Origin of the sequence: Pseudomonas sp. 9Ag, from assembly GCF_902506445.1 — a bacterium.
Classification (GTDB): domain Bacteria; phylum Pseudomonadota; class Gammaproteobacteria; order Pseudomonadales; family Pseudomonadaceae; genus Stutzerimonas; species Stutzerimonas stutzeri_AB.
In genome coordinates, this window is sequence record NZ_LR733836.1 from 3,616,439 (window position 1) to 3,634,796 (window position 18,358).

Sequence of the window (18,358 nt, forward strand, 5' to 3'; positions counted from 1 at the left end):
GGTGAACGTGAGGCTGGCGCGCCAGCCTCACGCTCGGTACACCCGGAATTCTACGGCGCCGCACGGCGCCAGGCAGGTAAACCATGACCGCAGTGAACGTGTACAAACAACGCCCGGACAACATCCAGGGGCAATCGCCGTTGCACCACGCCGGCCTGAAAGAGCTGGTCGGCAAGGGCCGTGCTGGCGCCGGCATTCGCCTGCGGGAAAAGAAGCTGCGCGGGCACCTGACCTTGCGCGGCGACGCCCACGACCCGGCCTTCATCAAAGGCGTTAACCAGGCGCTCGGAATGGAACTGCCGGTCGCACTGACGCTGGTGGCCAACGGCGAGACCTCGCTGCAGTGGATGGGCCCGGACGAGTGGCTGCTGATCGTGCCGCAGGGCGAGGAATTCGCCACCGAACAACGCCTGCGCGACGCGCTGGCCGGCCAGCACATCCAGGTGGTCAATGTCAGCGGCGGGCAAACCCTGATTGAGCTCTCCGGGGAAAAGGCTCGTGAGCTGCTGATGAAGTCGACACCCTACGACGTGCACCCGAGCAACTTCCCGGTGGGCAAGGCCGTGGGCACCCATTTCGCCAAGAGTCAGCTGGTGATCCGGCGTACCGGTGAGGAAGTCTGGGAACTGCTGGTGCGCCGCAGCTTCGCCGACTACATCTGGCTCTGGTTGCAAGATGCCAGCGCCGAGTACGGGATGGCGATCGAGGCGTGATGTCGCCGGGGTGGCCGACGCGTTCGTCCACCCCGGCCAACCAGAAAGGGACGGCTGACGCGTGAGCCACACGCCCACCGATGCCCGCCCCGCTTGGGAGATAACCATGAGCCGCACGCCCGATACCTGGATCCTTACCGCACACAGCCCGAGCCTGCTCGGCACGGTCGATGTGGTGACGCGCTACCTCTTCGAACAGGGCTGCTACGTCACCGAGCACCACAGTTTCGATGATCGTCTGGTCAGCCGATTCTTCATCCGCGTCGAGTTTCGCGCGCCGGAGGGCTTCGACGAGTCGCAGTTCCGCGCCGGGCTGGTCGAGCGTGTCACGCCCTTCGGGATGCACACCGAGCTGACACCGCCGGGCTACCGGGCCAAGGTGGTGATCATGGTGTCCAAGTCCGATCACTGCCTGAACGATCTGCTGTACCGCCAGCGCATCGGCCAACTGCCGATGGAGATCGCCGCAGTGGTCTCCAACCACCCGGACCTCGAACCCCTGGCGCGCTGGCATGGCATTCCCTATCACCACTTCCCGCTCGATCCGCGCGACAAGCAGGCGCAGGAGCGTCAGGTGCTGCAGGTGATCGAGGATAGCGGCGCGGAGCTTGTAGTGCTCGCCCGCTACATGCAGGTGCTCTCCCCCGAGTTGTGCCGCACGCTCGATGGCCGCGCCATCAACATTCACCACTCGTTGCTGCCCGGTTTCAAGGGCGCCAAGCCCTACCATCAGGCCTACCAGAAAGGCGTCAAGCTGGTCGGCGCCACTGCGCACTTCATCAACAACGACCTCGACGAAGGGCCGATCATCGCCCAGGGCGTCGAGCCGGTGGACCACACCCACTATCCCGAAGACCTGATCGCCAAGGGCCGCGACATCGAATGCCTGACCCTGGCCAAGGCGGTCGGCTATTTCCTCGAACGCCGGGTATTTCTGCACGCCAACCGAACGGTGGTGCTGTAGGTCCCGGTCGCAATTTCATAGCTCCACTACAAGCCCGCGTGACCTCCCGTCGCGCCTTGTATTCACAAAAACAAAGGAGAAAGGCAGATGGCTGACAATCGTGGCGTCGTTTACCTCGGCGCAGGCAAGGTCGAAGTCCAGAAAATCGACTATCCGAAAATGCAGGACCCCCGCGGGCGCAAGATCGAGCACGGAGTGATCCTGCGCGTCGTTTCCACCAACATTTGCGGCTCGGACCAGCACATGGTGCGCGGCCGCACCACCGCTCAGGTCGGCCTGGTGCTCGGTCACGAGATCACCGGGGAAGTCATCGAGAAAGGCAGCGACGTCGAGCACCTGCAGATCGGCGACCTGGTCTCGGTTCCGTTCAACGTTGCCTGCGGCCGTTGCCGTTCCTGTAAGGAACAGCACACCGGCGTCTGCCTGACCGTCAACCCGGCGCGTGCCGGCGGTGCTTACGGCTATGTCGACATGGGCGACTGGACCGGTGGCCAGGCCGAATACGTGCTGGTCCCCTACGCCGACTTCAACCTGCTCAAGCTGCCCAACCGCGACAAGGCGATGGAAAAGATCCGCGATCTGACCTGCCTGTCGGACATCCTGCCCACTGGCTACCACGGCGCGGTCACCGCCGGCGTCGGCCCAGGCAGCTCGGTGTACATCGCTGGCGCCGGCCCGGTCGGTCTGGCGGCTGCCGCTTCGGCGCGCCTGCTGGGCGCTGCAGTGGTCATCGTCGGTGACCTCAATGCGGCCCGTCTGGCTCACGCCAAGGCGCAGGGTTTCGAGATCGCCGACCTGTCGCTGGATACTCCGCTGCACGAGCAGATCGCTGCCCTGCTGGGCGAGCCGGAAGTCGACTGCGCGGTTGACTGCGTAGGCTTCGAAGCGCGTGGCCATGGCCATGAAGGCGCCAAGCACGAGGCTCCGGCCACTGTGCTCAACTCGCTGATGGGTGTGGTTCGCGTCGCGGGCAAGATCGGTATTCCCGGTCTGTACGTCACCGAAGATCCGGGCGCCGTGGACGCCGCAGCCAAGATGGGCGCCCTGAGCATCCGCTTCGGTCTCGGCTGGGCCAAGTCGCACAGCTTCCACACTGGCCAGACTCCGGTCATGAAATATAACCGCGCCCTGATGCAGGCAATCATGTGGGACCGCATCAACATCGCCGAAGTGGTAGGCGTGCAGGTAATCAGCCTGGACCAGGCGCCTCAGGGCTACGGCGAGTTCGATGCCGGCGTGCCGAAGAAATTCGTCATCGACCCGCACAAGATGTTCAGCGCCGCCTGATCCGTCGTCAGCAGTTGTTTCGTCTTGCGGGTCGGCCGCAGGACTCTGATGTTGAGCACTTTGGGGAGCCTTTGGCTCCCCCTTTTTTGGTGAGCATTTCGCCAGCGTTTCAGCGTGGCCGAGGCATAGGTGCCCCTGCATGTCTGGCCACCCTCTCCCGCCCTCAGCTAGGCAAGCCGATGACCCGACCGACGTGAATGGGCTTGGGCAAGTCCTGCTGCGCCTCGTGCAACGCCTGCACCTGCGCCAGCACCGCCTCGTCGAACGGCGCCGAGCGGCCTGCCAGTCGATCGATGTTGATCAGCATCTGCTCGTTGGCTGCCAGCAGGCTGTCCTCACCGGCCCGATAAAGACCGTGGTAGACCTGCAGCCGCTTGCGGTCGTGATTCAGCAGCTGCGTGCGCACCTCTACTTCCGCCCCAAGCTTGACCTCGGCCAGGTAGTTCAGATGGCACTCGAGGGTATACAGGGTGTGCCCGCTGCGCTCGCGCCCGGCCTGGTCGAGGCCGATCCGATCCATCAGCGCATCCGTGGCAAAGCTGAAGATCAGCAGGTAGAAGGCGTCGCGCAGGTGATTGTTGTAATCGACCCACTCGGGCCGGATTGGGGTGCGATAGGTCGTGAGCATCCGAGGGTGTCCTTCGTTGAGTCGGTGTATTCCGAGCGCGACCAATGTGCCGAAAATGGCCTGCCGGCCACGCTGTAGCCGATAGCCGGTCGCCGCGGCGTGCGCCGGGATCAGCACTATGGCTGCTCCAGCGGCCTGGTTATCGCGTGTTGACGTTTTGAGCAATACCCCAGTCGTTTTTGCATCGGGACGACATCCCCCCCAGGGATAAGCTGCCGCCAAGCATCGACAAACGATTCGATGAGCCGCACTGGGGAGTTACCTGATGAACCCAACCGAACTGCACGCTGACAGCATCGTCATTGACGGCCTGATCATCGCCAAATGGAACCGCGAACTGTTCGAGGACATGCGCAAGGGTGGTTTGACGGCCGCCAACTGCACCGTCTCGGTATGGGAAGGGTTCCAGGCCACAGTCAACAACATCGCCGCCAGCCAGAAGCTGATCCGCGAAAACAGCGACCTGGTGATGCCGGTGCGCACCACCGCCGACATCCGCAAAGCCAAGGAACTGGGCAAGACAGGCATCCTGTTCGGCTTCCAGAACGCCCATGCCTTCGAGGACCAGCTCGGCTACGTCGAAGTGTTCAAGCAGCTCGGCGTTGGCATCGTGCAGATGTGCTACAACACCCAGAACCTGGTCGGCACCGGCTGCTACGAGCGCGACGGCGGGCTGTCCGGGTTCGGGCATGAAGTCGTCGCCGAGATGAACCGCGTCGGCATCATGTGCGACCTCTCCCACGTCGGCAGCAAGACCAGCGAAGAAGTCATCCTCGCATCGGAAAAACCGGTCTGCTACTCGCACTGCCTGCCATCCGGCCTGAAAGAGCACCCGCGCAACAAGTCCGACGAAGAGCTGAAGTTCATCGCCGACCATGGCGGTTTCGTCGGCGTGACCATGTTCGCGCCCTTCCTGGCCAAGGGCATCGACTCGACCATCGACGACTACGCCGAGGCCATCGAGTACGTGATGAACATCGTTGGCGAAGACGCCATCGGCATCGGCACCGACTTCACCCAGGGCCACGACCAGAACTTCTTCGAGTGGCTGACCCATGACAAGGGTTATGCACGCCGCCTGACGCGCTTCGGCAAGATCGTCAACCCGCTGGGCATCCGCACCGTGGGCGAATTCCCCAACCTCACCGAGACCCTGCTCAAGCGCGGCATGCCCGAGCGCACCGTGCGCAAGGTGATGGGCGAAAACTGGGTACGGGTCCTCAAGGACGTCTGGGGCGAATGACGAATACCGGAGCCCGCCGCGCGCACCAATAGCGGCCTCGCCCTCAGCGGGCTCGCCAAGGCTCATCAGCACTGTTCAAACAAGCAAGACAACGAATTCTGGAGCTCAAACACATGTCCACCCACGCACCCGAAATGCCCATCCAGGTCGACGACGAAACCGGCGTCTGGACCACCGACGCCCTGCCGATGCTCTACGTGCCGCGGCATTTCTTCGTCAACAACCACATCGGCATCGAGGAAGTGCTCGGCGCCGAGAAGTACGCCGAGATCCTCTACAAGGCTGGCTACAAGTCGGCCTGGCACTGGTGCGAGAAGGAAGCCGAATGCCACGGGCTGGTCGGCGTGGAAGTCTTCGAGCACTACATGAAGCGCCTGTCGCAGCGCGGCTGGGGCCTGTTCAAGATCGAATCAATCGATCTGGACGCCGGCACTTGCGAGGTCCGCCTGGATCACTCCGCTTTCGTCTACGTCTACGGCAAATGCGGGCGTCCGGTGGATTACATGTTCACCGGCTGGTTCGCCGGCGCCATGGATCAGATTCTCCAGGCGCAGGGCAGCAGCATCCGCACCGTCGCCGAACAGGTCTACGGCGCTTCGCAGGAAGGCCACGACCACGGTCTTTTCCGCGTCAAACCACTCTAAAAAAAGGTATGTGAGAGGGGCTTCGTGGCGACAGCATCGCCGCGCAAGCCCCCCACAAAGAAAACGCTAGGCTGCTTTTCCGTGAGGGTGCCGCAATGGCTTTCGAAGCAATGTTCCAGCCGATCCAGATCGGCAAACTGACCATCCGCAACCGCGTGATCAGCACCGCCCACGCCGAGGTCTATGCCACCGACGGCGGTATGACCACCGAGCGTTATGTGAAGTATTACGAGGAGAAAGCCAAGGGCGGCATCGGCCTGGCGATCTGCGGCGGCTCCTCGGTTGTCGCCATCGACAGCCCGCAGGAATGGTGGTCTTCGGTGAACCTGGCCACCGACCGGATCATCCCTCACTTCCAGAACCTGGCTGACGCCATGCACAAGCATGGCGCCAAGATCATGATCCAGATTACCCACATGGGCCGCCGCTCGCGCTGGGACGGCTTCAACTGGCCAACCCTGATGTCGCCGTCGGGTATTCGCGAACCCGTACACCGCGCCACCTGCAAGACCATCGAGCCGGAAGAGATCTGGCGCATCATCGGCAACTACGCTCAGGCCGCACGCCGCGCCAAGGAAGGCGGCCTGGATGGCGTCGAGCTGTCCGCCGTGCACCAGCACCTGATCGACCAGTTCTGGTCGCCGCGGGTGAACAAGCGTACCGACGAATGGGGCGGCACCTTCGAGGGCCGCATGAAGTTCGGCCTGGAAGTGCTCAAGGCCGTGCGCGCCGAGGTCGGTGACGACTTCTGCGTCGGCATGCGCATCACCGGTGACGAGTTCCACCCGGACGGCCTCACCCACGAAGACATGAAAGAGATCGCCAAGTACTACGATGCCACCGGCATGGTCGACTTCTTCGGCGTGATCGGCTCAGGCTGCGACACGCACAACACCCTGGCCAACGTCATTCCGAACATGAGCTATCCGCCGGAGCCGTTCCTGCACCTGGCCGCCGGCATCAAGGAAGTGGTCAACGTCCCGGTCCTGCATGCGCAGAACATCAAGGACCCGAACCAGGCCCAGCGCATCCTTGAGGGCGGCTACGTGGACATGGTCGGCATGACCCGCGCCCACATCGCCGACCCGCACCTGATCGCCAAGATCAAAATGGGCCAGGTCGACCAGATCAAACAGTGCGTCGGCGCCAACTACTGCATCGACCGCCAGTATCAGGGCCTGGACGTGCTCTGCATCCAGAACGCGGCCACCAGCCGGGAATACATGGGCCTGCCGCACATCATCGAGAAGTCCACCGGGCCCAAGCGCAAGGTGGTGATCGTTGGCGGTGGCCCGGCCGGTATGGAGGCCGCACGTGTCGCTGCCGAACGCGGCCATGACGTCACCCTCTTCGAGAAAAAGGACAGCCTCGGCGGGCAGATCAACCTCGCCGCCAAGGCACCGCAACGTGACCAGATGGCGGGCATCACCCGCTGGTTCCAGTTGGAAATCGCACGCCTCGGCGTCGACCTTCGCCTGGGTACCGGTGCGGATTCGGAGACCATTCTCGATCTGCGTCCGGACATCGTGGTACTGGCCAACGGCGGTCACCCGTTCATCGAGCAGAACGAGCACTGGGGCGCGGAAGAAGGCCTGGTTGTCAGCAGCTGGGACATCCTCGACGGCAAGGTGGCGCCCGGCAACAACGTGCTGGTCTACGACACCATCTGCGAGTTCACCGGCATGTCGGTGGCCGACTTCATCGCAGAGAAAGGTGCCAAGGTGGAAATCGTCACCGATGACATCAAGCCCGGCGTGGCGATTGGCGGCACCAGCTTCCCGACCTACTACCGCAGCCTGTACCCGAAGGAAGTGATCATGACCGGCGACCTGATGCTGGAAAAGGTCTACCGCGAGGGCGACAAGCTGGTGGCGGTGCTGGAGAACGAATACACCGGCGCGCAGGAAGAGCGGGTGGTCGACCAGGTGGTGGTGGAGAACGGTGTGCGTCCTGACGAGCGCCTGTACTACGCCCTCAAGGAAGGCTCCCGCAACAAGGGCCAGATCGACGTCGAGGCATTGTTCGCGATCCAGCCGCAGCCCTGCCTTTCGCAGAGCGGCGAAGGCTACCTGCTGTTCCGCATCGGCGACTGCGTCGCGCAGCGCAACACCCACGCGGCGATCTATGACGCGCTACGGCTGTGCAAGGACTTTTAAGTCCAGCGCAACGTTGACGGTCTGACCCGGTCTGGCTCCCTCTCCCTTTTTGGGGAGAGGGCTGGGGTGAGGGTCTGTCCCGCGGACCAACAGCTCACCCTGACCCTCTTTCCGGAGGGGCGAAGGACTGAAACGCATCATCCCCTGACATTGGCGGTGGGAGCCTCACATGTTGAATACCATTCTTCCCATTCTCCTGTTCGCCGCCCTCGCGCTTGCCGTACTCGGCGCAGGCAGGCGCTTCGCTATGTGGCGCCGCGGTCGGCCGACCAAGGTCGACTGGATCGGTGGCCTGATGGCCATGCCACGGCGCTACCTGGTCGATCTGCACCATGTGGTCGAACGCGACAAGTACATGTCCAAGACTCACGTGGCCACGGCTGGCGGCTTTGTCCTGGCGGCTGTCCTGGCCATCATCGTGCACGGCTTCGGTCTGCAGAGCCGGATTCTCGGCTTTGCCCTGCTCGCTGCCTGCGTGCTGATGTTTGTCGGCGCGCTGTTTGTTGCCAAACGCCGCCGCAACCCGCCGGCACGGCTTTCGAAAGGCCCCTGGATGCGCCTTCCGAAGAGCTTGCTGATGTTCTCGTTCAGCTTCTTCATCGCCACCCTGCCGGTAGCTGGCATCCTGCCGGCCGATTTCGGCGGTTGGATCCTCGCGGCCATGCTGGCGCTCGGCGTGGCCTGGGGTGTGTCAGAGATGTTCTTCGGCATGACTTGGGGCGGGCCGATGAAGCATGCCTTCGCCGGTGCCCTGCACCTGGCCTGGCACCGCCGTCCTGAGCGTTTCCGCACTCCGCACAACGCCAGCGCGGCCCGTTCCAGCGGCCTCAAGGCCCTGGATCTGACCGATCCGAACGCACCGTTGGGTGTGGAAAAGCCCAAGGACTTCACCTGGAACCAGCTGCTCGGCTTCGATGCCTGCGTGCAGTGCGGTCGTTGCGAGGCAGCGTGCCCGGCCTTCGCCGCCGGCCAGCCGCTGAACCCGAAGAAGCTGATTCAGGACATGGTCGTCGGCCTCGCCGGTGGCAGCGACAAGGGTTACTTCGGCAGCCCCTATCCCGGCATTCCAGTGGGCGAGCACGGCGGCAACCCGCACCAGCCCATCGTCTTCGCCGAAGGCAAAGGTTTGGTCGAGGCGGAAACACTGTGGTCCTGCACCACCTGCCGCGCCTGTGTCGAGGAGTGCCCGATGATGATCGAGCACGTCGATGCCATCGTCGACATGCGCCGCCACCTCACCCTGGAAAAGGGTGCGACGCCAAACAAGGGCGCCGAGGTGCTGGACAACCTGATCGCCACCGATAACCCCGGCGGCTTCGCCCCCGGTGGCCGCCTCAACTGGGCCGCCGACCTCAACCTGCCGCTGATGAGCGAGAAGAAGCAGGTCGACGTGCTGTTCTGGGTCGGCGACGGCGCCTTCGACATGCGCAACCAGCGCACCCTGCGCGCCTTCGTCAAGGTGCTCAAGGCCGCCGACGTCGACTTCGCCGTCCTCGGTCTGGAGGAGCGTGACAGCGGTGACGTGGCACGCCGTCTGGGTGACGAAGCGACCTTCCAGTCGCTGGCCAGACGCAACATCGAGACCCTGGCCAAGTACCGTTTCAACAAGATCGTCAGCTGCGACCCCCACAGCTTCCATGTGCTGAAGAACGAATACGGCGCACTGGGTGGCGAGTATCAGGTACTGCACCACAGCACCTACATGGAAGAGCTGATCCGCGGGCAGAAACTCAGCCTGGGTCAGCACAAGGGCGGCAGCGTGACCTATCACGACCCCTGCTACCTGGGCCGCTACAACGGCGAGTACGAAGCGCCGCGCAGCGTGCTCAAGGCTATCGGCATCGAGGTCAAGGAAATGGAGCGTTCCGGCTTCCGCTCCCGTTGCTGCGGCGGTGGTGGCGGCGCGCCGATCACCGACATTCCCGGCAAGCAGCGTATTCCCGACATGCGCATGGTGGACATCAAGGAGACCGGCGCCGAACTGGTGGCCGTGGGCTGCCCGCAGTGCACCGCGATGCTCGAAGGTGTGGTCGAGCCTCGGCCGCAGATCAAAGACATCGCCGAACTGGTCGCCGACGTATTGCTGGAGAAACCTGCCCCGGCAAAAAAGTCCGCAGCGGCCAAGCCTGAATCCCTGGAGGTGCACTGATGAGCGACATCATCCGCCGCGACCCTCGCGCCGAGTGGATCGCCCGTAACCGTCTGCATCCACTGCACGCCGCCATGGCCTCGGCCGCAGCGGGCGGCGAAACCAGCTGGGCTGGCCCCAACGGCCTCCTGCGCAAGAATCCCCATGCGGTCGGCTTCATCGGCCCCAATGGCCTCAAGCGCATCGACCGCAGCGGCGCCCAGCAAGGCGGCAGCGCCAAGCGCAGTGCGGCCAATGCGGTGGTGCAATTGCCGCTGCACGTGGTCGAGCAGCCGGCCTTCCATATCGCGGTGGTGCCGGACATGGTCGGCGGTCGTCTCACCAGTCACGACAAGGATCTGCTCGGCCTGGCCAACAAACTGGCCGGTGATACCGGCGCCGTGGTCGCCGTGGTCTTTGGCGGGTACAAGGAAACCGCCTTCGATACCGCCGGCGTCGACCGTCTGGTGCACATCGAGGGCGAGGCCTTCGACGGCTACGCGCCGGAAGCGCGCGTGCTGGCCCTCAGTGCAGTGGAAAGCCAGCTGGCGCCACGCCACTGGTTGCTGCCAGACAGCCGAACCGGCGGTGGCGAACTGGGTCGCCGCCTCGGTGCCAAGCTCGGCGAGCGTGCGGCTACCCGCGTCTGGCAGGTCGCCGACAGCCAGTGCATCGGTCGCGCCGGAGCCGGCCAGCAGGACCTGGTACGTCAGGCGCCACGCCTGATTCTCGCCGCCGTCGAGTGTGCCGATCCGGTCAGCGACACCCGCCACGAAGCGCGTGCCCTGCCCCTTGAGCATCCGATCACCCGCTGCCTGCCACGCATCGAAGACCTCGGTGCGGTAGCGGTCGACCCGGCCTTGATCCCCATGGCTGAAGCCGAGTTCATTCTCTCCGGCGGCAACGGCGTCAAGGACTGGGACCAGTTCCATCAGGCCGCCGAGGCGCTTGGTGCCACAGAAGGCGCCTCCCGCGTGGCGGTCGACGACGGCTTCATGCCGCGCAACCGCCAGGTCGGCGCGACCGGCACCTGGGTCACCGCGCGGGTCTACCTGGCCATCGGCATTTCCGGCGCCATTCAGCACCTGCAGGGCATCAGCGCCTGCGACAAGGTCGTGGCGATAAACATGGATCCTGGCTGCGACATGATCAAGCGTGCCGACCTGTCGGTCATCGGGGACTCCAGGGAGATCCTCGCTGCGCTGGTCGAACTGGTCACTGAATACCGCCAAGGAGGCGCCCGCGATGCGGCATGAACAGCAAGCTCACGAAAAACCCGTAGGGTGGATGACGCTTCACCCATCCGCAGGGAACGACGGCACATTGATGGTGGAAGAAGACAGCGTCTTCCACCCTACGGAGTCGCGCCATGACTGACCTGAACGTCATCACCCTGGTCTCGGTCGGCGCTCATCCGACCTCGGGCCGCCCCCGCCGTGCCGAGCAGGATGCCCGCGCAGTCGAGCTTGGCCTGCGACTGGTGGGCGACCAGCTGCAGCTGCTGCATGCCGGCAATCCGCAAGAGGAGGCACTGCGCGCTTATCTGGGCATGGGCCTGAGCGAGATGACTGTGCTCGAACAGCCCAGCCATTGCGACGCCCTCCCGCTGCTGAACAATTACCTGCTGGATGCCGGGGTTCATCTGGTGCTGACCGGCAGCCAGGCAGAAACCGGCGAAGGCTCCGGCCTCCTGCCCTACCTGCTGGCCGAGCGCCTGGGCTGGCCCTTGGTGGTCGGCCTGGCCGAGGTGGAAAAAGTCGAAAACGGTGTGGCGCAAGTCCTTCAGGCCTTGCCCCGTGGTCAGCGGCGCCGGTTGAAGGTACGCCTGCCGTTCGTTGCCTGCGTCGACAATGCTGCCCCGGCGGCACGCCAGAATGCCTTCGGCCCGGCTCGCCGTGGCGAGCTGCACGCCGAGGATGTGGCTGTCATCGAAGACAGCATGCTGGACGAGGCGCAGCTACAGCCGGCGCGCCCGCGCCCCAAGCGGCTCAAGGTGATCAAGGCCAAGACTGGCGCCGAACGGATGAAAGCGGCCACCGCCAAGACCTCCGGCGGAGCAGGACAGGTACTCAAGGATGTGTCGCCGCAAGTCGGCGCCGAAGCCATATTCAAACTGTTGCGCGAAGAAGGCGTGCTGCGCTGAGCCAGCCGCCTCGCCTATCGAAGCCAAAGGAGCAAGAACGATGATGCATGCCGATCTGATCGACCAGGACGACTTTCGAGACCGCCTGGTGGCGCTGGGCTTTGAGATTCCCTGTGGGTTCTCGGCTGAACAAGCCTGTGAGCGCGCCATTGTCGGCCTGTCCCGGGAACGCGCGCAGGCGCTACGTCGTCTCGTCGAGGAACTGCTGGGCGGCTCTGCCACCCTGCTACCGTCGGTCCGCGAGGCCATCTGCCGCAATCTGCTTCCCGCACTGGTGCGCGCCAACTAGACCGTGCGGATCACCTGTGACGTGGCATGGTAGCGTCACAGGTGCGCCATGGCCACAGCTCGAACAAGCAGTTCCGAAGCAGGCAGGGTCGTCACAAAACAGCACGCAGCTTCTACCCAAAAAACTGCAAAAAAAAAGGTGGATGACATCGTCACCCACCTTTATCAACCAGAGCGTGCGCTACGTCAGATGCGCACGCTGGCGAATGTCGACTCTCCCTGAGCACGCTGCAACGCGGCGACAGTGGCAGGATTTCTGCTGGCCTCGCCGGGACGCGGTATCAGCGCAACAACCTGCGCCGACTGCTGGCCCGAGCGTTCGTCACGCGGCGGAATGCCGAAGAACTCGCGGTAGCACTTGGAGAAGTGCGGGGTCGAAACGAAGCCGCAGACCGAAGCCACTTCGATGATCGACATCGGCGTCTGCTTGAGCAGCTGGCGCGCACGAATCAGCCGCAGCTTGAGGTAATAGCGCGACGGCGAGCAGTGCAGGTATTTCTGGAACAACCGTTCGAGCTGGCGCCGCGACACGCTCACGTAGCAGGCCAGTTCGTCCAGGTCGATCAGTTCTTCGAGGTTAGCCTCCATCAGGGCCACGATCTCCAGCAGCTTCGGCTGGTTGGTGCCCAGCATGTGCTTGAGGGGCACGCGCTGTAGATCCTGTTCACTGCGGATCCGCTCGTACATGAACATGTCGGAGATGGCCGCGGCCAGTTCACGTCCATGCCGGGCGCCAATCAGTTGCAGCATCAGATCCATGGGCGCGGTGCCGCCGGAGGCGGTGTGGCGATTGCGGTCGATGGAGAACAGCCGAGGGGTGACGGAGGTACGCGGGAAGGCTTCCTGCATTGCGGCCAGGCATTCCCAGTGCACGCTGCAGTCAAAACCATCGAGCAAGCCGGCCTTGGCCAGCGCCCAACTGCCGGTGCACACCGCGCCAAGCTGACGGCCATGACGCGCTTGTGTCTGCAGCCAGTGCAGATGCTCGCGCGTCACGCTGTGCTGAATATCCACACCGCCGCAGACAATGACGCTGTCCAGGCTGGGCGAGGTCTCGAAGCTGGCGTCCGGCGTGATCTGCAGGCCGTCGCTGGCGCTGACGGGCTGTCCCGACTGGGTCACGGTGAACCAGCGGTACAGCTCTTTGCCGGACAGCTGATTGGCCATCCGCAGCGGTTCCACGGCCGAGGCCAGGGAAATCAGGGTGAAGTTGTCCAGCAGCAGAAAGCCGATGGTCTGTGGGAGCCGGTTCGGGGGCTGTGACCCTGGGTTGATCTGTGACATGACGGACCCTCACGGTAGGCAATTATCACGAGCCTTCGAAGAGGCTCTTTTTCTTGTAGTGTGCAGCGCTGGCTAGCGCCTGGTTTTGCTTATAAAGAAGGCAAACAGCGTGCCTACTTTGAATGCGCGTTCAATTAAAAGTTAGCACCTCTGAAACGCCCCCGTCATGCGCCTCGCGTGACGCAGATAGAACAGTGTAAAGGTCGGGGGTTATCTGCCTGTGAGCACTTTGGTAGCAGTGTGGGGCGCCTTTTGGCGCGATCCGCACACTGTCGCTCTCAGGTAACAGGGCTGGGTAACAGTCGGGGTGCAGATGACTGAGTTCGAGCGCCCGCGCTGGGCGAAGAATGCACCGCAACGGGCCGTCACGAAGGGCCCGATGCACCCGTTCGACTCAGCATTCGATGGCATTGACCGCCAGGCCGCCACGGGACGTTTCTTTGTACTTGTCGTGCATGTCGGCACCCGTGTCACGCATCGTGCGGATGACACGGTCGAGCGAGATGAAATGCTCGCCGTCACCACGCATCGCCATCTGCGCCGCATTGATCGCCTTCATCGCCGCGATCGCGTTGCGTTCGATACACGGCACCTGAACCAGTCCGCCGACGGGGTCGCAAGTAAGTCCCAGGTTGTGCTCGAGACCGATTTCCGCCGCGTTCTCCAACTGCTCGGGTGTCGCGCCGAGCAGTTCGGCCAGGCCAGCCGCGGCCATGGCGCAGGCGGAACCCACCTCACCCTGACAACCCACCTCAGCGCCGGAAATGGAGGCGTTCTTCTTGCACAGAATGCCAATCGACGCCGCGGCGAGCAGGTAGTCGACCACGTCGTTATCGGACGCTTCCGGATGGAATTTCATGTAGTAGTGCAGCACAGCCGGAATGATGCCGGCTGCGCCGTTGGTAGGCGCCGTAACCATGCGCCCGCCCGCTGCGTTTTCCTCGTTGACCGCTAGGGCGAACAGGTTCACCCACTCCATGGCGCTCATGGTCGTGCCGATGACGTTCGGCTTGCCCAGCTCCAACAGGTTCTGGTGCAGCCTGGCGGCACGCCGCCGGACCTTCAGCCCGCCGGGCAATATGCCTTCATGACGCAAGCCATTGGTGACACACAGCTTCATCGCCTCCCACAGGCGCAACAGCCCCTGGCGAATCTCCGCCTCGCTGCGCCAGGCCATCTCGTTGGCCATCATCAGTTCACTGACGCGCATGCCGTGGCGCTTGCACAGCACCAGCAGTTCGACAGCATTGGAAAAATCATAGGGCAGTACGGTGTGGTCCTGGTCCAGCAGCCCGGCAGCGGCCTGCTCCGCGTTGACCACGAATCCACCGCCGACGGAGTAGTAGGTGTCCTCGTGCAGCACACCGGAATGTCCGTACGCGATGAAGGTGACGGCATTGGGGTGATACGGCAGATTTTCCTCGAGCAGGAGCAGGTCTTTGGACCAGTCGAAGGCGATCGGCCACTGCCCGTCGAGCCGTAGCTGGCCGCAGGATCGAAGTGCGGCAATGCGCGGGGCGATCTGCTCCGGATCGATAACGTCCGGTCGCTCGCCCATCAGGCCCATGATCACGGCGTTATCGGTGCCATGCCCGACCCCGGTGGCCGACAGCGAGCCATACAGGCGCACTTCGACTCGACATACACGCTCGAGCATTTGGCGCTCGCGCAAGGCATCGACAAAAAGCGCCCCGGCGAGCATCGGTCCGACGGTATGGGAACTGGAAGGCCCGATGCCGATTTTGAAAAGGTCGAATACGCTGATCGCCACGCTAAACGCTCCACTGGAAGCCCTGAAGACAGGCGCCATCATGGTGGTTTTGCGAACACATAGAAGTCTGGCACCGACGTGGTCATGCCCAATTCCGTCAGGTTGCCCAGTTTATGACCAGCCGGTCTTGCCCGGTGCAACGGCTATTCAAGGTGCCATCAGCCAAGCTGCAACCACCTTGGACGCGCATGAACGGGGAAGCACGGCCACCGCCACCAGCCGGTCGCTGATTACGAGAGCGTTAGCTACAGATAAACGAAGGGCTGCGCCTTTAGCTGCCATCTGACTCAGGTCGCTGCGGCGGCGCTTGCCCCGTTCCGCATTGCGCGGCCACGTCAAGGCCCATGGATGCAGAGCAGATCCCATATGCTCCGAGCTATGGGAAACAAGCCGAGCCCACAACATGACCTACGCTCATATTGCCGTCACCCCAGCGCCTCTTTTACTGGCCGAATGCGCCGTATTGGTTCACTTCATAGCAAACAGCTGGAAATCTGCACCATCATCGTGATGAATTTTTTTCGCTCATGAATAAAAAAGGGCGCATGTCGCCGTTCAGTATGTAGGCGTCGTAACTCGACAATTGTCGTGCCCAAAGCGGCCTATCGTTGAGTCATGTTCCACAGCCGGCGCCTGGTGCGGCGGTGATTGGAGGCCTTGCACGACGTAGCTTCAGCCGTCCCCAACGGCTGAGCAGATAACAATAATGGGTACCGGCTCCGCTCCGCAGGGGGCGTACGAACCACGATGAACTTACTAGCACTGCCAAGGGTAGAAGCGGTCACGACACAGCGGTGAAACGCCACGACGCCGAGCCTGCAGACGCGCGAGATGAGTCGCTCATTTCGCCTGGCGACTGCTGCGCGTCGAGCGACCGCAAGATCGCTTCAGCCCGGTACATGACTACCGATTACGCCATTGAGCAGTTGGCAACAGCCGTCGAGCGCTGCGTGCGCTTGCGGCCTCCGTTTAGCTGAGCTGGATGTCTACTGAGGGAACCGTCCCATGCAGTCTGGAAAGATCGTCGTCGAGAACCTGTACAAGGTCTTCGGCCCACACGAACAAGAAGCCATCACCTTGCTCAAGCAAGGCTGGAGCAAGGACAAGATTCTCGCCGAGCGTAACGCGGTCATCGGCGTTAGCGATGTGTCGTTCAGCGTCGAGGAAGGCGAAATCTTCGTCCTGATGGGCCTGTCCGGCTCCGGCAAATCCACGCTGATACGCCTGATCAACCGCCTGATCGAGCCCAGCGCCGGAGACGTCTTCATCGATGGGCAGAACGTCGCCAAATTGCCCCACTCGCAACTCATCGACCTGCGTCGACGTGACATGAGCATGGTCTTCCAGTCGTTCGCCCTGATGCCCTCGCGCACGGTGCTGGACAACGCCGCCTTCGGCCTCGAGGTCGCCGGCGTCGGGCGCAAGGAGCGCGAGCAGCGCGCCATGACGGTGCTCAAGCAGGTCGGTCTCGACACCTTCGCGCACAAGTTTCCGCACGAACTCTCCGGTGGCATGCAACAGCGCGTCGGCCTGGCCCGTGCCCTGGCGGTCAACCCTTCGATGATCATCATGGACGAGGCCTTTTCCGCGCTCGACCCGCTCAAGCGCCGGGAGATGCAGGACGTCCTGCTGGAACTGCAGAAGACCCACCGACGCACGATCATCTTTGTCTCCCATGACATCGAGGAGGCCATGCGCATCGGTAACCGCATCGGCATCATGGAAGGCGGCAAGCTGATTCAGGTCGGTACGCCGCAGGAGCTGGTCGACAACCCTGCCAGCAGCTACGTGCGCAACTTCTTCGAAACCGTCAACACCAGCCGTTACCTCACCGCCGGCCAGCTCAAGGCCGACAGCGTCCCGCTCTACGTGCACAACGGCAAGGCCCCGGATGCCCTGAAGGTCTGCCAGGACCTGCAGGCGCTGGACAAGCACTACGCCTTCGTCGTCGATGAAGAAAAACGCTTTCGCGGCTCGATCAGCCTGGAACGTCTGGCTTTGCTGGTCGAGAACGGCCGGACCTGTGCCCTCGAGGCCAATCTGCTGAAGCAGATCGCCCCCCTCACCGAAGACCAGCCGCTGGACCAGATCATCGGACGCCTGGTGGATAACGAGGGACCCATGCCCGTGGTGGACAGCCAGGGGTTCTATGCGGGCGCCATCAGTAAAGGCCGCCTTCTGACTCGCCTGCAGGAGGAATGATCATGAGCAAAGAACTCGATCTCGGAAGCTGGGTCAACGACGTCGTCCAACACCTGCTGGAAAATTACAGCGGCGCCTTCGACAGCCTCGGAGGTGTCGTCAGCGGATTTTCCGAAGGTATCGAAGCGTTGCTGATGCTGCCGCCGGCCTGGCTGCTGATCGCCCTCTTCGTTGGCCTCGGGTTGTGGCGCATCGGCGCCCGGTTCGCCGCCTTCACCGCTGTGTCTTTCGTACTCATCGTGCTCACCGGCTTCTGGGAGCAGACCGTGGTGACCCTCGGCCTGACCTTCTCCGCCACGCTCATCAGCCTGCTGCTCGGCATCCCGCTGGGCATCTGGTCGGCACGCAGCGAACGCGTGGCGATGATCACCCGCCCGATCCTGGACTTCATGCAGACCATGCCGGCGTTCGTCTACCTGATTCCGGCGGCGATGCTGTTCGGCCTCGGCCGCGTGCCCGGCATCATCGCCACCGTGATCTTCGCCATGCCGCCGGCCGTGCGCCTGACCAACCTGGGCATCCGCCAGGTCAACAAGGAGATCGTCGAAGCTGGCCAATCGTTCGGCTGCAACGGCCGGCAGCTGCTGTTCAAGGTGCAGCTGCCAAACGCCATGCCGTCGATCATGGCCGGGGTGAACCAGACCATCATGATGGCGCTGTCGATGGTGATCATCGCCTCGATGGTGGGTGCCGGAGGCTTGGGCAATGACGTGCTGGCGAGCATTCAGCGATTGGACATCGGCCTCGGCTTCGAAAGCGGCATGGCGGTAGTTCTGCTGGCGATCATCCTGGACCGGATCACCGAAAGCTTTGGCACCGCCAAGCGGGCCACGCAGAAAGCCACTTGGTACACATGGGTGACGACCAAGCTCAGACCGCAGGGCCAGTAATCGCAACGACCCCATTC

General features: G+C 63.2%; 15 protein-coding genes. 12 read left to right on the forward strand and 3 right to left on the reverse strand.

Annotated elements, in window-relative coordinates; translation table 11 throughout:
* The first annotated feature begins 83 nt into the window (after nt 1–83).
* The 3 genes from ALTERO38_RS16425 to fdhA all read left to right on the forward strand — a co-directional run bounded on the left by ALTERO38_RS16425 (nt 84) and on the right by fdhA (nt 2,964).
* Complete coding sequence (locus ALTERO38_RS16425) at nt 84–713, forward strand: sarcosine oxidase subunit gamma (protein ID WP_159969034.1); 630 nt, start codon at nt 84–86, stop codon at nt 711–713.
* A 106-nt stretch (nt 714–819) separates the two neighbouring features.
* Nucleotides 820–1,677, forward strand: coding sequence for a formyltetrahydrofolate deformylase (gene purU / locus ALTERO38_RS16430; protein ID WP_101152638.1), 858 nt, complete (start codon nt 820–822; stop codon nt 1,675–1,677).
* 87 nt (nt 1,678–1,764) lie between these two features.
* Nucleotides 1,765–2,964 (forward strand): formaldehyde dehydrogenase, glutathione-independent, encoded by a 1,200-nt coding sequence (gene fdhA / locus ALTERO38_RS16435; protein ID WP_102837930.1) that lies wholly within the window; start codon nt 1,765–1,767, stop codon nt 2,962–2,964.
* A gap of 163 nt (nt 2,965–3,127) precedes the next feature.
* Here fdhA and ALTERO38_RS16440 read toward each other — a convergent pair whose 3' ends face one another.
* Complete coding sequence (locus ALTERO38_RS16440; protein ID WP_159969035.1) at nt 3,128–3,592, reverse strand: thioesterase family protein; 465 nt, start codon at nt 3,590–3,592, stop codon at nt 3,128–3,130.
* Nucleotides 3,593–3,857: 265 nt separating this feature from the next.
* On the opposite strand from ALTERO38_RS16440, the gene ALTERO38_RS16445 reads away from it, so the two are divergent.
* The 7 genes from ALTERO38_RS16445 (at nt 3,858) to ALTERO38_RS16475 (ending at nt 12,195) form a co-directional block, all read left to right on the forward strand.
* Nucleotides 3,858–4,835 (forward strand): dipeptidase, encoded by a 978-nt coding sequence (locus tag ALTERO38_RS16445; protein WP_101152634.1) that lies wholly within the window; start codon nt 3,858–3,860, stop codon nt 4,833–4,835.
* Nucleotides 4,836–4,948: 113 nt separating this feature from the next.
* The gene (locus ALTERO38_RS16450) at nt 4,949–5,479 is read left to right on the forward strand and encodes a 4-vinyl reductase (RefSeq protein WP_102837932.1); all 531 of its coding nucleotides are present in this window, start codon (nt 4,949–4,951) and stop codon (nt 5,477–5,479) included.
* A 95-nt stretch (nt 5,480–5,574) separates the two neighbouring features.
* The gene (gene dgcA / locus ALTERO38_RS16455; RefSeq protein ID WP_102837933.1) at nt 5,575–7,635 is read left to right on the forward strand and encodes a dimethylglycine demethylation protein DgcA; all 2,061 of its coding nucleotides are present in this window, start codon (nt 5,575–5,577) and stop codon (nt 7,633–7,635) included.
* Nucleotides 7,636–7,804: 169 nt separating this feature from the next.
* Nucleotides 7,805–9,784 carry a dimethylglycine demethylation protein DgcB gene (gene dgcB, locus ALTERO38_RS16460; RefSeq protein WP_159969036.1) on the forward strand — a complete coding sequence of 660 codons (1,980 nt, stop codon included), beginning with the start codon at nt 7,805–7,807 and terminating at the stop codon, nt 9,782–9,784.
* Nucleotides 9,784–11,019, forward strand: coding sequence for an electron transfer flavoprotein subunit alpha/FixB family protein (locus ALTERO38_RS16465; RefSeq protein ID WP_159969037.1), 1,236 nt, complete (start codon nt 9,784–9,786; stop codon nt 11,017–11,019). The genes dgcB and ALTERO38_RS16465 overlap by 1 nt, the downstream gene beginning before the upstream one ends.
* A 113-nt stretch (nt 11,020–11,132) precedes the next feature.
* Nucleotides 11,133–11,906: an electron transfer flavoprotein subunit beta gene (locus tag ALTERO38_RS16470; protein ID WP_148926904.1), complete on the forward strand. Its 774-nt coding sequence runs from the start codon at nt 11,133–11,135 to the stop codon at nt 11,904–11,906.
* A 40-nt stretch (nt 11,907–11,946) separates the two neighbouring features.
* Nucleotides 11,947–12,195: a hypothetical protein gene (locus tag ALTERO38_RS16475; RefSeq protein WP_102837937.1), complete on the forward strand. Its 249-nt coding sequence runs from the start codon at nt 11,947–11,949 to the stop codon at nt 12,193–12,195.
* Between the two features lie 185 nt (nt 12,196–12,380).
* On the opposite strand, the gene ALTERO38_RS16480 is transcribed toward ALTERO38_RS16475, so the two are convergent.
* Nucleotides 12,381–13,478 (reverse strand): GlxA family transcriptional regulator, encoded by a 1,098-nt coding sequence (locus ALTERO38_RS16480; RefSeq protein WP_102837938.1) that lies wholly within the window; start codon nt 13,476–13,478, stop codon nt 12,381–12,383.
* Nucleotides 13,479–13,872: 394 nt separating this feature from the next.
* The gene (locus ALTERO38_RS16485; protein WP_148926905.1) at nt 13,873–15,249 is read right to left on the reverse strand and encodes an L-serine ammonia-lyase; all 1,377 of its coding nucleotides are present in this window, start codon (nt 15,247–15,249) and stop codon (nt 13,873–13,875) included.
* 1,005 nt (nt 15,250–16,254) lie between these two features.
* Here ALTERO38_RS16485 and ALTERO38_RS16490 point away from each other — a divergent pair.
* Together ALTERO38_RS16490 and ALTERO38_RS16495 are read left to right on the forward strand one after the other, a co-directional pair.
* Nucleotides 16,255–17,451 (forward strand): glycine betaine/L-proline ABC transporter ATP-binding protein, encoded by a 1,197-nt coding sequence (locus ALTERO38_RS16490; protein WP_148926906.1) that lies wholly within the window; start codon nt 16,255–16,257, stop codon nt 17,449–17,451.
* 2 nt (nt 17,452–17,453) lie between these two features.
* On the forward strand, nt 17,454–18,341 hold the full coding sequence (locus ALTERO38_RS16495) for a proline/glycine betaine ABC transporter permease (RefSeq protein WP_178114603.1): 888 nt from the start codon (nt 17,454–17,456) through the stop codon (nt 18,339–18,341).
* Nucleotides 18,342–18,358: the final 17 nt, after the last annotated feature.

Excerpts from the sequence above, each read along its gene's own strand:
- dgcA (WP_102837933.1), top strand. The coding sequence starts at position 5,575 with ATGGCTTTCGAAGCAATGTTCCAGCCGATCCAGATCGGCAAACTGACC.
- ALTERO38_RS16480 (WP_102837938.1), bottom strand. The coding sequence starts at position 13,478 with ATGTCACAGATCAACCCAGGGTCACAGCCCCCGAACCGGCTCCCACAG.
- ALTERO38_RS16470 (WP_148926904.1), top strand. The coding sequence starts at position 11,133 with ATGACTGACCTGAACGTCATCACCCTGGTCTCGGTCGGCGCTCATCCG.
- ALTERO38_RS16465 (WP_159969037.1), top strand. The coding sequence starts at position 9,784 with ATGAGCGACATCATCCGCCGCGACCCTCGCGCCGAGTGGATCGCCCGT.
- dgcB (WP_159969036.1), top strand. The coding sequence starts at position 7,805 with ATGTTGAATACCATTCTTCCCATTCTCCTGTTCGCCGCCCTCGCGCTT.
- ALTERO38_RS16425 (WP_159969034.1), top strand. The coding sequence starts at position 84 with ATGACCGCAGTGAACGTGTACAAACAACGCCCGGACAACATCCAGGGG.
- ALTERO38_RS16445 (WP_101152634.1), top strand. The coding sequence starts at position 3,858 with ATGAACCCAACCGAACTGCACGCTGACAGCATCGTCATTGACGGCCTG.
- ALTERO38_RS16440 (WP_159969035.1), bottom strand. The coding sequence starts at position 3,592 with ATGCTCACGACCTATCGCACCCCAATCCGGCCCGAGTGGGTCGATTAC.
- ALTERO38_RS16495 (WP_178114603.1), top strand. The coding sequence starts at position 17,454 with ATGAGCAAAGAACTCGATCTCGGAAGCTGGGTCAACGACGTCGTCCAA.
- ALTERO38_RS16490 (WP_148926906.1), top strand. The coding sequence starts at position 16,255 with ATGCAGTCTGGAAAGATCGTCGTCGAGAACCTGTACAAGGTCTTCGGC.
- fdhA (WP_102837930.1), top strand. The coding sequence starts at position 1,765 with ATGGCTGACAATCGTGGCGTCGTTTACCTCGGCGCAGGCAAGGTCGAA.
- ALTERO38_RS16475 (WP_102837937.1), top strand. The coding sequence starts at position 11,947 with ATGATGCATGCCGATCTGATCGACCAGGACGACTTTCGAGACCGCCTG.
- ALTERO38_RS16450 (WP_102837932.1), top strand. The coding sequence starts at position 4,949 with ATGTCCACCCACGCACCCGAAATGCCCATCCAGGTCGACGACGAAACC.
- purU (WP_101152638.1), top strand. The coding sequence starts at position 820 with ATGAGCCGCACGCCCGATACCTGGATCCTTACCGCACACAGCCCGAGC.